This is a genomic window from Neptuniibacter sp. UBA6509 (assembly GCA_002435145.1).
GTDB lineage: Bacteria > Pseudomonadota > Gammaproteobacteria > Pseudomonadales > Balneatricaceae > Neptuniibacter.
On record DJLT01000092.1, the window covers coordinates 53,854 to 67,773 of the forward strand.

Here is a 13,920-nt window from a genome sequence, read left to right on the forward strand (position 1 = left end):
GTAGCGTGACCAATCTTCCTATCGATTTTACATACCTGCATGACACCCCTAAATGTGAAGCGCTTATACGTTCATGCCCAGAAGACTTTCAAGTTATTGAACAATTAGGTTTTGAGCCAGAAGGGCAAGGTGAGCATGTTTTTCTATATATCCGTAAACGGGGTGAAAATACTGATTGGGTTGCTAGACAGCTAGCTAATTTTGCCCAGATTAGTCCTCGTGATGTCAGTTATGCGGGTAAGAAGGATCGTCATGCTGTGACTGAACAGTGGTTTTGCGTTAAATTTCCGATTAAGAGAAATCTAAATTGGAAGCTCTTTGGTGGCGATAGTGTTGAGGTCTTGAAGGCGGTGCGTCATCCTCGAAAATTACGCTTAGGTACCTTAAAAGGGAATACGTTTAAGCTTCGATTACGTCAGGTTTCTGACATGGATGAATTGAAGGCACGTGTAGAGCTCGTATCAAAAACTGGAGTACCGAATTACTTTGGTGAACAACGCTTTGGACATGACTACGGGAATCTATATAAAGGGATCTCTCTTTTAAAAGGAGAGTTGCAAGAGAGGCAGAGAAACAAAAAGGGTATCTATATCTCTGCTGTACGCTCATGGTTGTTTAACCAATTGTTATCATCACGGATTAAGCTAGAGCTATGGAATGGGCTATTAGACGGTGATGCTTTGATGATCTCAGGAAGCCAGAGCTGTTTTGTTGAAGAGCAGGCTGATAACGAGCTGCGGGAAAGATTTAGTTGTGGTGCTCTTACCTTGACGGGGCCTTTATGGGGGCGTGGGGATATGATGCCCACTGGGGTCGCTGAAAAGTGGGAGCGAGATCAGTTATCTGTTTGGTCTGATATTTCTGATCTATTAGAGAATGTAAGCTTAAAGCAGGAGCGCAGAGCGTTAAAGCTTCAACCTGAGGATTTAAGCGTGGAATCTATCAGTGATACGGAGTGCTGGCTTGAATTTGGCTTAACTTCAGGCTCGTTTGCTACAAGTGTACTTAGAGAGTTATGTATAACGTCTGTCCCAGAGTAACCAGATGAAAATATTAATTTCAAATGATGATGGTGTATTTGCACCGGGCCTAGCTGCTTTAGCAAAATCTCTTGCCGAGCTTGGTGAGGTGCTGGTGGTGGCACCTGATAGAAATCGCAGCGCAGCGAGCAATTCTTTAACCTTGGATCGACCTCTAGAAATCTTTCAGCATGAAAATGGTTTCTATAGTGTTAATGGTACTCCGACGGATTGTGTTCATATTGGTGGATCCGGAGTCTTAGGTAGGGTGCCGGACATTGTTGTATCCGGTATTAATGCTGGGCCTAATTTGGGCGATGATGTTATTTACTCGGGAACGGTTGCGGCGGCGATGGAGGGACGCCACTTTCGATATCCTGCGATTGCCCTTTCTTCCGGTAGTTTTAATCCTCAGTCTTATGAGAGTGCGGCGCTGATTGCTAAAGATATAGTTAAAAATATTACAAAGCTAAATGTGGCCCCCCGGACTATTTTGAATATAAATGTGCCTGATTGCGAGATGAGTGAATTTCAGGGTATTCATGTCACTCGTTTAGGTCATCGTTCCTCTGCAGATAAGCCCCTACCAACGAAAGATCCGCGTGGTAAAGTACGCTACTGGGTTGCGGGTGCTGGTATTGCAGCGGACAGGGAACCTGGTACTGACTTTTATGCGCTAGATGAGCGTTGTGTTTCTATTACCCCATTGCATGTTGATATGACTGAGTACTCAGGTATGGATAATGTGGGTGATTGGTTGGAGAGTAGTTTTTGAAAGATCAGCATTTACGCGGAATTGGAATGACTTCGCAGCGTACTCGAGACCGGCTTATTAATCGGTTGCGGGATCAAGGTATTAGTGATGAACGTTTGCTTGATGTTCTGCGTCAGACTCCTAGGCATATTTTTATAGATGAGGCGCTTTCTCATCGAGCCTATGAGGATACCGCTTTACCTATAGGGTTTAACCAAACGATCTCTCAGCCTTTTATTGTTGCTAGGATGACAGAAGCATTGCTATCTGAGGGGCCATTATCTCGAGTGCTTGAGGTGGGAACCGGTTCAGGTTACCAAACGTCAATACTCGCTCCGTTAGTAGATGAGCTGTTCAGTGTCGAACGTATACGTCCTTTGCAGGAGAAAGCGCGCGAACGTTTAAAGTTACTCGGTTTAAAGAATGTGCACTTGAAACATACAGATGGTGGTATGGGGTGGTCATCTAAGGCGCCATTTGATGGTATTCTTGCTGCCTGCGCACCTGAAGAAGTGCCAGAAGAACTAAAGCAGCAGTTGGCTATTGGTGGACGTTTAATCATTCCTGTAGGTGGCAGCGAAAATCAAGAACTGAAGTTGGTTATAAGAGAATCCGAGAGTGATTTTTCGACTGAAGTGCTTGAATGTGTCAAATTTGTTCCATTGTTAAGCGGTACAGTACGTTAGGGAGTTTTAATGCAAAAAGGGCGTTCAATGCGCGATTATGTCGCGCTTTCAGGTAAAGGGATGATGATGGGGGCGGCTGATGTTGTTCCTGGGGTATCTGGTGGTACGATTGCCTTTATGACAGGGATATACGAAGAGCTTATTTATTCGTTAAAACAGTGTGGACCTGCTGCACTGGTTAAGTTGTTTAAAGAAGGTCCCGCTGCGTTTTGGGCGCATGTTAATGGTACATTTTTACTTACTTTGATTGCGGGTATATTTTTTAGCCTGCTGACCATATCACGTGTCGTGCTTTACTGGTTGACTGAATACCCTGAGTTATTATGGTCATTCTTTTTTGGGTTGATTTTTGCTTCTGTTTGGTCGGTTTGTCGGCATATCGAGCATTGGGATCGTAATACTTATACTTCATTCATGGTCGGGACTATAGCGGCTTATCTAGTTACTTCGTTGGGTCCGACTTCGTTAGAACCAACGCCCCTCTTTATATTTTTGTCAGGTATGGTTGCTATTTGTGCCATGATTCTGCCGGGTATTTCAGGTAGTTTTATTTTGTTGTTACTGGGGATGTATGCCCCAGTTTTAATGGCAATTAAAAACCTAGAGTTTTTTACATTAGGTTTATTTGCTGCGGGCTGTATTATAGGTTTGTTAAGCTTTTCTCATGTATTAAGTTGGATGTTTAGTTCTTTTAAAACCGTTACGCTCTCTTTGTTGGGTGGTTTTATGTTGGGTTCGCTTAATAAAGTATGGCCTTGGAAATATACAACGGCTTATACCATTAATCGGCATGGAGAAGAGGTCCCTCTCGTGCAGGAGAATATATCGCCGCTTTCTTTCGAGTCATTAACAGGCCAGCCGTCGTTTTTGCTTTATGCGATTGGCTTTATGTTATTGGGAGCTGCGATGGTATTTTTTATTGAAAAAATAGGACGGAGGTCCGAGGTATAATTCTGTGTGGGTGAAGTGTTGTACGGTGTTGTTGTTTGGTTGGCTGCTGACAGCATGCGGTGGAAATACCTATGCGCCGGTTAGTGACCGCTCGATGTCTGTACAATCTGACGCTGCACCTAGTGAATATATTGTAAGAAAAGGAGATACGCTTTATGCAATTGCCTTTCGATATGGTTTAGATTATCGAGAGCTGGCTGCGGCTAATAATATAAATGGTCAATATAGTATCTACCCTGGACAGCGTCTGGGGTTAATAGTTAAGAAGCCTTCTTCGGGTGGTACGTCTATCGTACGTGATGTTTCTACTCACTCTCCTAAGCCAATTATTGCTTCAACGCAGCATAAAGCACCCTCTAAATCTTCTGCACCTAAAGCCTCAGCTACAAATAAAGCTAGAACAGTGGCTCCTGTTACGGTTAAAGAAAAGCCAACAAGTGCACCTAAGCAATCTGCCTCAAGTAAAGCTACTACGCCTCCAGTTTCTGCTGCTAAGACCAAGGTTCAAACAAAACGCTCCTCTGTTATTGTCTGGAAGTGGCCTGTTTATGGTAATGTGATAGGTGGATTTAAAACAAAAGGTACTGTCAATAAAGGTATCAATATTGCTGGTAAAAAAGGTTTGGCTATTAAAGCTGCAGCTTCAGGCAAGGTTGTATATGCAGGAAATGGCCTTTTAGGCTACGGAAACTTGGTAATAGTTGATCATAATCAGCAATTTTTAAGTGCATATGCACATAATAGTCGTGTTTTAGTAAAAGAAAATGATATGGTTGAAACAGGACAGAAGATTGCTGAGATGGGAAATAGCGGTGCTGATCGTGTAATGCTTCACTTTGAAATACGGCGTGATGGTAAACCGGTTGACCCTCTGCGATATCTTCCTAAGAGATAATAAAAAAACATAATAATAAAAATCGCTTAATAAAGTAGCACGGTTAAGGGATCACTTATGGAAAATATGGATAACGACTGCAAAATGGATGTGCAGACTGTAGCTGTAGAAAATGAGGAGTGTAAAAAAGTTATTCAGAAAGATGAAGCTGAAGAGGGCAATTCTAAAAAGAAAGCGCCTGGCAAAAAGGCTTCAGGAAAAAAAGACTCTGAATTTCTGAACAGTGGTCGAGGTCGTGGCAGTATGGCCCATAAAGACCTATTGAATGCTAAAAACTTAGATGCTACTCAGCTTTATTTGAATGAGATTGGCTTTTCGCCGTTGTTAAGTGCTGAAGAGGAAGTTTATTTCTCTCGCTTAGCCTTAAAAGGGGATGAGGCAGCGCGTAAGCGTATGATCGAAAGTAATTTAAGGCTGGTAGTTAAAATTGCTCGACGTTATATCAATCGCGGTTTAACCCTGCTCGATCTGATTGAAGAGGGCAATTTGGGTTTGATTCGTGCAGTAGAAAAGTTTGACCCCGAAAGAGGGTTTAGGTTTTCTACTTATGCCACATGGTGGATAAGGCAAACGATTGAGCGTGCGATAATGAATCAGACGCGTACCATTCGTCTGCCTATTCATGTTGTTAAAGAGTTAAATGTCTATCTGCGTGCCGCTCGCGAGCTTGCGCAGAAGCTTGATCATGAGCCATCGTCTGAAGAGATCGCTGAACTGGTTGATAAGCCAGTTGAGAATGTTGAACGAATGTTAGGGCTTAATGAGCGAGTGGCTTCTGTCGATACCCCTATGGGGAAAGATTCAGATAAGTCTTTGCTTGATACTATTCCTGATACCGTCTCTTCTGACCCTGCTTCTTTGCTGCAAAATTCAAATATCAGTGGTAATTTGGATAAGTGGCTTGATGCATTGCCTGAAAAGCATGCGGAAGTTTTATCTCGCCGTTTTGGGCTGAGGGGATATGAGATGAGTACGCTTGAAGAGGTTGGGCGCGAAATAGGGCTAACCCGAGAGCGTGTACGTCAGATCCAGGTGGAAGCCTTAAGAAAACTCCGTGATATCGTCGAGAAAAATGGCCTGAGTGGAGAAGATCTATTTCAGTCGTAGCCGTCTTTTGAAATAAAAAAACCGCCTTCAGGCGGTTTTTTTATTTGTCATACGAGTGTTTTTAATTGGTAAATAATATCAAGGGCTTGTCGAGGAGATAGCTCGTCAGGAGATATTTTTTTTAGTTCTTTAACCGCTTTATGAGTTGGTTGGGAAAACATATCATTTTGCACCGGAGGAGGCGGACTGGTGAGTTGAGCCGCAACGGTGACGTCTTGTTCTAACTGTAATAGTTTTGCTTTGGCTTGCTGGATAACTTGAATAGGAACCCCTGCAAGTTGTGCGACCTGTAATCCATAGCTTTGACTGGCAGGGCCTTCTTTTACCTCATGTAAGAATACGATGTGGTCATTATGTTCTACAGCGGTTAAATGCACATTAAAGACGCTAGCTATTTGTTCTGGAAGGCTAGTGAGTTCAAAGTAATGGGTAGCAAATAGGGTGAAAGCGCAGGTTTCTCTTGCTAGGCTTTCAGCGCAAGCCCAAGCGAGCGAAAGACCATCAAAAGTACTGGTGCCACGACCTACTTCATCCATCAATACAAGGCTTCGAGCAGTTGCATTGTGCATAATGTTGGCTGTTTCAGTCATCTCAACCATGAATGTCGAGCGGCCGCCGGCTAAATCGTCAGAGGAGCCCATGCGGGTAAATATTCGGTCTACTATTCCAATCGTTGCCGCGCTTGCAGGAACGTAGCTCCCAATATGAGCTAAAAGAGTGATAAGTGCCGCCTGACGCATATAGGTGGATTTACCACCCATGTTGGGTCCGGTGATAATCAGCATTTTTCGTTCAGAATCTAAATCTAGATCATTCGAAACAAATGGGTCGTCTAATACATTTTCTACTACGGGATGGCGGCCGCGTTGTATCTTAATTTGCGGCTCTTCCGTTAGGGTTGGAGGTACGTAATCCAGAGTAGATGCACGTTCTGATAAATTATTTAATACATCTAGTTCTGCGGTAGCCGCAGCAGAATCTTGCAGCTCTGAAAGCTCTGCCGCTAGTGTTTCCAGCAGCTCATCATAAAGTGCCTTTTCGCGACTTAATGCACGGCTTTTTGCTGAAAGCGCTTTATCTTCAAATTCTTTCAGTTCAGGCGTTATATAGCGTTCAGCATTTTTTAGAGTCTGTCTTCGGACATATTCCGCAGGTAGCTCTGCTTTTTGCGCTTTGCCGATTTCTATAAAGTATCCATGGACTCTATTGTAGCCAACCTTAAGTGTGGAAATGCCGGTACGCTCACGCTCACGCTGTTCAAGCTCAATTAAATAGGCGCCCGCGTTCTCGCTTAACCCGCGAAGTTCGTCGAGTTCGCTATCAAAACCTGTCGCGATGACGCCACCGTCTCGAATAATCACAGGTGGATTGTCGATGATAGCTCTATTCAACAAGTCGGATAGAATTGGGAATTCGGTAATACTTGTTGCAAGCTCGGCGAGTAGTGGGCTTGTGGTACTTTTTAACTTTTTTTGTAAGTTAGGCAGTATTGATAGCGCATTTTTTAGTCTTTCTAAATCACGTGGGCGTGCTGATCTTAGAGCTATGCGGGCTAAGATTCGCTCGCTGTCACCAATGTTTTTTAAATCAGTTTCAAAGTCTTCGTATCGGTAATCTTCCTGTAGCCACTGAATTGAAACCTGCCGGGCTAGAAGAGTGCTTCGGTTCTGTAGGGGGCGATGTAACCAGCGCCTAAGTAGACGACTGCCCATGGATGTTCTGCAGCGATCTATGACTTTGGCAAGGGTGTTATCAAATCCGCCTGAGAGGTTTTGGTCTATCTCGAGGTTTTTTCGAGTTGATGCGTCGAGTGCTACAAAGTCGTCATGTTGCTCAACCTGAATACGACGAATATGCGGTAAAGCAGTTCTTTGCGTGTCTTTTGCGTATTGAAGTAAGCAGCCTGCAGATGTGAGGGCTAAGTGATATTGCTCACAGCCAAACCCGCTAAGATCTTTAACTTTGAATTGTTGGCACAAAAGGTTATTTGCTGTATCTGTCTCAAAGTGCCAAGGGGCTTGAGGTCGGAGGCTTTTATGGCTTCCTAGAAGTTCACCGATATTTAAGTCTTCATTATATAAAATTTCTGATGGCTTTAGGCGCTCAATTTCACTAAGCAGAGTATCTTCAGTATCGACTTCAAGTAAGCTAAAGCGACCGGAGGCGATATCCAGAATCGCTATGCCGAATGCTTGATCGGCAGCGTTAATAGCGATTAAAAAATTATCACGGTTTTCATCTAATAAGGCTTCATCACTTATAGTGCCGGGGGTAATAATGCGAGCAACAGCGCGTTCTACTGGGCCTTTGCTTGTTGCGGGATCCCCAATTTGCTCACAAATAACAACTGATTCGCCAGCTCGGACTATTTTTCCTACATATGCCTCAGCTGCATGGTAAGGGATGCCTGCCATTGGAATAGGCTCGCCTGCCGATTTTCCTCTAGCGGTTAGCGAAATATCAAGCAGCTCAGAGGCCTTTTTAGCATCGTCAAAAAAGAGTTCATAAAAGTCACCCATGCGATAGAAAACAAGCTGATTGGGATGCTTGGCTTTAATGCGAAGGTACTGCTGCATCATAGGTGTGTGAGGCGATTTGTTAGCTTTTGTTTTATCTGGTTTTTTTGCCATTTTCTATAATAACCTGCTGAACTATAACTATTTATTTGTTTTTTGTTGTCTGGCTTAGTTCAATAAGAACCAATAAAACACATTAGATGCTAAATAAAAAGTGTAGCTTTTGGTGTAGCTTTTTTGGTGTTATAGTTTTGTTGAAACTTTAGTTTCTCAAAAGCTATATTTTTTCGTGTCTGATAAGCCTGTATGGGCCAAGGAGATTGCTATCCGACGCATCTCCAACTAAAGCGATTAAACAATGCAGAATACCAAAACTATGTCTAAACCACTATCAGCAAGAGCTGTTGAAACAATGAAGCCGGGAGATCCGGTTAAGATAGATGCCGGTGAAAACTCTGGTTTGAGAGTTACGTGCGGTAAGACCGGTACAAAGACTTTTATATACCGCTATAAAAGTCCTGAAACGGGAAAATTAAGACAGGTATCTATTGGGCGCTATCCCCAGGTGAGCCTCTCTGAAGCGCGTATGGAGCTTCAGAGATTGAAAGGCCTTAGAAGGGGAGGTATTTGCCCGAAAGCTGAGGCAATTAGAAATAAAGAAATTGCACGACGGGAGGCTGAGGATAAAGCTAAAGAGCAAAGGGAGGCAGATTTCACCGTTACTGATCTGGTTGAAGCCTATTTGACTGAAGTTATAGAAGACCGTTTTATTAAAGATCCTCACAACCCAGAAGTGAAGAAGAAGGTGCCTGGAGCTAGAAAGCTTAAAGGTCAGTCTGAAACTCGGCGGACGCTCTACGGTGATGCAGTCAGATGCTTGGGAGGGATTTCTGCGAGTAAAGTTACCAGAAAACTGGTCACAGACATGGTTATGTCGATTGTGGATCGTGGGGCTAATGTACAGGCAGGTAATGTGCTCAGAGAGTTAACAGCTGCCTATGACTACTCAATAGGTCTTGGCCGTTTGGGTGATGAGTTTGCAAACCCAGCTCTCTTGGCGAAATCTAGCTTGAAGCAAGCTCGTGTGCGTTTGACCTCAAAAAGGGGGAGGAGGGTTCTGTCGGATAAGGAGCTAGCTTTGGTTTTAAAATGGATTCCGGGGTCTGGTTTCTCTACTACCCAGAAAAATGTTCTTCACTTCACTTTATGGACTGGATGCCGGACGGGAGAAGTCTGTAACGCAGAGTGGAAAGACATTGATCTGGTAAAGGGGGTTTGGCATTTGCGTGATTCAAAGAATGGGGCTGAGCGACATGTACAGCTTTCCCAGCAGGCGATTAACTTTCTTAAAGGTTTAGAGCTGGTGTCGGACACCTATCTCTTTCCGTCTACCCGAACAAAATTGCCGATACAGCAAAAATCTCTTACTGAAACGAAATGGCATCTTAAGAACCCAGATAAAGTTAAAAATGGTCAGCGTTATAAGTCACACCAATTATGGCTTCAGGGAATGGAAGACTGGTCTCCTCATGATCTGCGTCGAACGGTTAGAACAGGCCTGTCTAGATTGGGGTGCCCTAGTGAAGTGGCTGAGGCGATATTGGGTCACTCAAAAAAAGGAATTGAGGGTACCTATGATCTCCACAAATATGAAAGAGAGTGTGGTGTTTGGTTGCAAAATTGGGCTGATCACTTGGAAGGGGTGGTCGCCTGACTTACCATTTGGAAAATTGATAAAATTCGGAGTGGTGGGGTACAGTCACTGTGACGTCAACTAATCAACATCTGGCTTCTTTAGATGGTGAAAGCGCGGGATCTTTTTTGGGAATTTAACGCTTTCAGGCTAGCTCATATTCTTCAAGCTTGAAAGTTTGATTGTTTATTTTCTGGTTGCTCGCTGGATACAGCGGCTATTTTAACTATAAGTAGTTAAAATAGCCGCTACTTCGCTGAATTAACCAGTTAGAATAGAGGTAATGGGCGAAGTGGAGTCCCATCACTAGTACAGCTTGGACGGCGAAAGTTAGGTAAAAGGTCAATGTAAATTTTCCCCTTTCCTTGCTGCCGAATTTCTTCTACCAAGGCGATGGTACCTTGTTGGTATAGGATTCGAAGTGCCTGATTCAAACGCTCTGAATTCTTCAGAGGGCCGCATTGTCTTATCCTATTCCGGCGTACATGTCGTTCCTCAAAATAAATTTCATGGGCCTGCCGGTTCTGAACAGGGATATACATATTTTCATACAAGTATTTATATAAGCGCTGTGCATCCTGCTTATCTTGGGGTAGTGGAACAAAGCAATTCATAAAATCTTGAGAGCATAGAAGGCATAAGTGAATTGCTAGATTAAGTGTTTTTGCTGAAATATTATCTGTGCCAAACTCAATCGCATGAAATACTGCAGCTAGCCGTAATACGTTTTCGGGTAGTTTTGAAGCGTGATCCGTTGCTGATTGGTAGTAACCTCCTGGGCTCATCTTTTGCTCCACATCATTGGCAAACTGCAACCAAATATGAGCTGCTTCTTGGTCAAGCTTGAGAACATGCCTTTCGAAATTAGGATCTGAAAGCGCCTTGAATAATTCAAGGAGCATACTTATCAAACGCCAAGTTAATCTATCCAGCTTCTTAGTTTTGTGGTTAACGGCAAAAACAGGTCTGTTGCCGATGGAGCTATTAGGATACGTAAAAATTGCTCTTGCGAAATAGCCAGAGTTTCGTAATTCTACGAATCGTTTATCTATGATTTTCTTTAGTACATCAGGTTGTATCATCAAGGAGGTTGACAAGCGAGCATCCTGTAACAAGTAGCTCGGTCTTGACATGCGAGTTACATGGATATCTGCACCATCCCATAGTTTATTAAGAAATGGCATGGACTTCATGTTAGTATCATCGAGAACTTTAGCCCCTTCGCTGGTTATAATGCTTGCTACTGGGAAGTTTTCATTTAGGCTCTGCAGTAAAGCATCGATTGTAAAGTCATCGTGTATAATTGTCAGATAGGGTGTTATTTTAGGTTTGCAAGCTAAATGAGCTTGATAAGCTGTTTTTTCTTCAAAAGCGTCTCCTTTTTTTTGAGCCTTCGATAATTTGCGCCGGAGATTTGTTTTCTCTGTATTCCAAAGCTCAATCTCGGTGGAGTAATTCTGATTCATCTTCCTAATTATTTTATTAACCACTTTCACAAATACCGAGACAAAACGAGTGAAAAGCTTCTCGACGGTCGTTTTTCGTTCACCAGACGAAGCAGCAATTAGTGAATTTATAATCAATGGGTGTGTTGACCCTAATGGAGACTCAACAACGAATAAACCTTGTGCAACTGTCGCACAAACGGGCTTTATAACACTTGCAATCAGTCGGCCAGGTGCTTGAGTAATAATGGCGGCTTCTTTTATTGCTTCCCAGATCATCTCTAAGTGCTCGAACTGTCGACCGTCAATGTCCATCAGATTTTGAAGTTGAGTAAGCATGGGAGGGGACCCATAATTTGTGCGCTTTCTTTGGCAGTCATAACCCTTCTGAGTCTGTAATTGATCAAAATGATGCTTATCATCTGTATTGTTTTTATTACTCGCTTGATCTTGGCTCTCAGCGTTGTAATGCTCATGACCCACTTCATGCAGAAAGTCGGGCCCCAGTTCGGTCTTAATTGCTGCGAAGATCTCTTCAATATCAAATACAGAAGGATCAAATTCTTTATTAAACTTCATTAGCATACCTCCGAACGATGGTTTACTGCCCATTCTGAAACTTCTTTTCGGCTGAAGCGGATGCATCGAGGGGAAAGGTAAATAGCTAAATTAGCAAACTCCTGCTTATATCGAGGTGATCTTTTATTACGCCAATCGTGTCCAGTGCTGAGAGCAATCCCCAGAGATTCACAAACCTCTTTGAAGCTTGCTAGGTCAGACAGCGATCGAGAACGAGTCGTTACATTTGAATTTTTATTTAAGTTATCAAAAGATTGATTCATTCCTATGAACTCCATTGTTGTTGGATTGGTATGAATCAGGCTATAGAAAAAGATGGAATTAGCAGGGTGTAAAGTGGGGGGCAATTTCCCCCATATGCTAACTCTATGATTAATATAAATTATTTAGAGATGCTTGGTTAAGGTTTTTACGCAGGTATTTCCATGAACCATCTTTGTCTGTCCCTACAATGATGGGAGAGACCTTTCTGGCAACTTCATCTGCATAGTTGAAATTTGAGGTGAGGTATTCGGTAATATCGGATGCACGCATGTTAGCGTTTGAGATATAAAATTTCTTAAATGCGTGGAAAAGGCCTATCGCTTTCAGTTTTCCAAGCGTAGTAACAACATCTTCCATAGCTAGTCTACGGTAATGCTGCCTATCTCCTTTATTCTTAACTAGCTCATTGATAATTAAGGTAGCAAAGTCATGCGCGAGCCGATCATGTATGCCGAACAAGATCAACTCGTTTAATACTTTCTTCCTGTTTATTTTGCTGCTCAGTTTTGTCTCGTTAATGTTTCTGTACATCACAACAAAGACATAAAATAGCTTTTCTGGGAAGTTGATAAAGCAAATATCATCAAGGTCAAGGAGGCTAAGCATTATGGCTCGAATGTCCATAAACTCTTGTTCCATTTCCGATACGTATGACGAAGCCAGGTAACTAGGAATAAAAGCTATCATGTTGTCAATAGAGAGCCTGACGACTCTATCTTCTGTCAGTCGATATTCTTTATTGCCTTTCTTAACTGTAACAAAAACCTTTGGCTGAATTTGATCCCGCATGCCATCATACTGATCGTAATGTTTCATGGGGGAGCTGCTGTTTTCTTCAATCTCGCGATATTGAATGCCCTTTGGGAATATGCAAAAGCTATCTTTTGCATTCCAGCGTAAATCTTGAAATGAAATTAATAACAAGTCCATTGGGAGTAATGTACCTGCATTAACCATGTAATGAGTCTTTTCATTATAAAATGAGCTATAGTCCTGGTCGGAAAATTGTGGGGCAATAGTAAGGTAGTCCAGGTCAGCTCGGATATCGCTATTTAATATGCCTGTGACAGGAAAAATTCTGATTTCTACGTCTTCCGGTACTTGAAACCAGATTTCGAACTTCCTATGTTTTGCCTCTTCAACTAAAAAGGCTCGGGTACGGCCGGTTATCGAGGATAATTCCTCTATTGAAATGAATTTATCAACGAGTCTTCCTGTGAAGTATGTCGTAAAAAAATTCATTTTTGGTGAGTCCCTCTGTGGCAAGAATCGATGGGCATGGTTTTTATGGCATGACTTAATCTTTTCTGATTTCTCTAAGGGCTAGAGATAGAAAAGATGGTGGAGCTATATTAAATCTAGAGAGCAAATAGAGTCTAACGTAAAATTCTTTTAGATGGAGCAAGGTATCCCATTCGTCTATGAAATCAAATCCGGATGCTTTGCTATACAACGCAGAAGCGTTCTTGCTGCTCCACAAGGGTGTCTTCTTCCTTGCTCCCAATCTCGTAGTGTTCTCACACTTATACCCAGCCTTCGTGAGAATTTAACCTGGGTTAATTGGAGCGTTTTTCTGACTTCAATAGCTGATTCAACAAGAGGATCCAACTGCTGGGAGTTGCTTTCAAAATCGTTCCACGGACACGCATTTTCCGGGTTATCCGACTGCATAGCCGTACTTTGGTGGTTTGATATAGGAAATTGTTCTACTGCTCGGTGAGAGCTTTGCCGTGCATATTTCGCCTTGATGTGGGGATTGTCTGCTTCGTACTGTCGCATCCAGCGGTCTGTGATTGAAAGGTATTGATCTGACATCACTAGATCCTCTAGGTAATGAGATTAACCGGTATGGTCATGCATAACATGCGTCAGTGTCGGTTCTCAAAAATAATGAAATGAGATTTCATAATTTATAAAATAAACGGTAATCCTCCCATTTTTAACGGGTGTTAAAAGTAGAAGTTAAGCGACCATCAATGGTGGTTTTCCGCCATTGGCTTTGTGTGGCCGT

Annotated in this window: 11 protein-coding genes; 7 read left to right on the forward strand and 4 right to left on the reverse strand. The window is 42.7% G+C overall.

The window, feature by feature from the left end:
* Window positions 1-5 precede the first annotated feature (5 nt).
* From truD to rpoS, 6 genes are read left to right on the forward strand one after another with little or no spacing between them, the layout of a single operon-like run.
* Window positions 6-1,040, forward strand: coding sequence for a tRNA pseudouridine(13) synthase TruD (gene truD / locus B4K11_RS11590; protein WP_292951579.1), 1,035 nt, complete (start codon window positions 6-8; stop codon window positions 1,038-1,040).
* 4 nt (window positions 1,041-1,044) lie between these two features.
* On the forward strand, window positions 1,045-1,794 hold the full coding sequence (gene surE / locus B4K11_RS11595; RefSeq protein ID WP_292951582.1) for a 5'/3'-nucleotidase SurE: 750 nt from the start codon (window positions 1,045-1,047) through the stop codon (window positions 1,792-1,794).
* Window positions 1,795-1,820: 26 nt separating this feature from the next.
* Complete coding sequence (locus B4K11_RS11600) at window positions 1,821-2,459, forward strand: protein-L-isoaspartate(D-aspartate) O-methyltransferase (RefSeq protein WP_292951612.1); 639 nt, start codon at window positions 1,821-1,823, stop codon at window positions 2,457-2,459.
* A gap of 9 nt (window positions 2,460-2,468) precedes the next feature.
* Window positions 2,469-3,410, forward strand: a complete 942-nt coding sequence (locus B4K11_RS11605) for a DUF368 domain-containing protein (protein WP_292959389.1) — start codon at window positions 2,469-2,471, stop codon at window positions 3,408-3,410.
* 10 nt (window positions 3,411-3,420) lie between these two features.
* Complete coding sequence (locus tag B4K11_RS11610; protein ID WP_292951588.1) at window positions 3,421-4,305, forward strand: peptidoglycan DD-metalloendopeptidase family protein; 885 nt, start codon at window positions 3,421-3,423, stop codon at window positions 4,303-4,305.
* 57 nt (window positions 4,306-4,362) lie between these two features.
* Entirely contained in the window at window positions 4,363-5,412 is a 1,050-nt protein-coding gene (gene rpoS / locus B4K11_RS11615; RefSeq protein WP_292951591.1) for an RNA polymerase sigma factor RpoS, read from the forward strand.
* Between the two features lie 47 nt (window positions 5,413-5,459).
* On the opposite strand, the gene mutS is transcribed toward rpoS, so the two are convergent.
* Complete coding sequence (gene mutS, locus B4K11_RS11620; protein ID WP_292951594.1) at window positions 5,460-8,042, reverse strand: DNA mismatch repair protein MutS; 2,583 nt, start codon at window positions 8,040-8,042, stop codon at window positions 5,460-5,462.
* A gap of 244 nt (window positions 8,043-8,286) precedes the next feature.
* Between mutS and B4K11_RS11625 the strand changes: the two genes are divergently transcribed.
* The gene (locus B4K11_RS11625) at window positions 8,287-9,642 is read left to right on the forward strand and encodes a tyrosine-type recombinase/integrase (protein ID WP_292951597.1); all 1,356 of its coding nucleotides are present in this window, start codon (window positions 8,287-8,289) and stop codon (window positions 9,640-9,642) included.
* Window positions 9,643-9,890: 248 nt separating this feature from the next.
* Here B4K11_RS11625 and B4K11_RS11630 read toward each other — a convergent pair whose 3' ends face one another.
* The 3 genes from B4K11_RS11630 to B4K11_RS11640 form a co-directional block, all read right to left on the reverse strand.
* Window positions 9,891-11,645, reverse strand: a complete 1,755-nt coding sequence (locus B4K11_RS11630) for a YfjI family protein (protein WP_292951600.1) — start codon at window positions 11,643-11,645, stop codon at window positions 9,891-9,893.
* A gap of 372 nt (window positions 11,646-12,017) precedes the next feature.
* Window positions 12,018-13,151, reverse strand: coding sequence for a hypothetical protein (locus tag B4K11_RS11635; protein WP_292951603.1), 1,134 nt, complete (start codon window positions 13,149-13,151; stop codon window positions 12,018-12,020).
* A 177-nt stretch (window positions 13,152-13,328) separates the two neighbouring features.
* Entirely contained in the window at window positions 13,329-13,724 is a 396-nt protein-coding gene (locus B4K11_RS11640; RefSeq protein WP_292951606.1) for a helix-turn-helix domain-containing protein, read from the reverse strand.
* Window positions 13,725-13,920 lie beyond the last annotated feature (196 nt).

Bases quoted from the DNA above. Each gene is read 5' to 3' on its own strand.
- surE (WP_292951582.1), top strand. From the start codon at position 1,045: ATGAAAATATTAATTTCAAATGATGATGGTGTATTTGCACCGGGCCTA.
- B4K11_RS11600 (WP_292951612.1), top strand. From the start codon at position 1,821: ATGACTTCGCAGCGTACTCGAGACCGGCTTATTAATCGGTTGCGGGAT.
- B4K11_RS11605 (WP_292959389.1), top strand. From the start codon at position 2,469: ATGCAAAAAGGGCGTTCAATGCGCGATTATGTCGCGCTTTCAGGTAAA.
- rpoS (WP_292951591.1), top strand. From the start codon at position 4,363: ATGGAAAATATGGATAACGACTGCAAAATGGATGTGCAGACTGTAGCT.
- mutS (WP_292951594.1), bottom strand. From the start codon at position 8,042: ATGGCAAAAAAACCAGATAAAACAAAAGCTAACAAATCGCCTCACACA.
- B4K11_RS11625 (WP_292951597.1), top strand. From the start codon at position 8,287: ATGCAGAATACCAAAACTATGTCTAAACCACTATCAGCAAGAGCTGTT.
- B4K11_RS11630 (WP_292951600.1), bottom strand. From the start codon at position 11,645: ATGAAGTTTAATAAAGAATTTGATCCTTCTGTATTTGATATTGAAGAG.
- B4K11_RS11635 (WP_292951603.1), bottom strand. From the start codon at position 13,151: ATGAATTTTTTTACGACATACTTCACAGGAAGACTCGTTGATAAATTC.
- B4K11_RS11640 (WP_292951606.1), bottom strand. From the start codon at position 13,724: ATGTCAGATCAATACCTTTCAATCACAGACCGCTGGATGCGACAGTAC.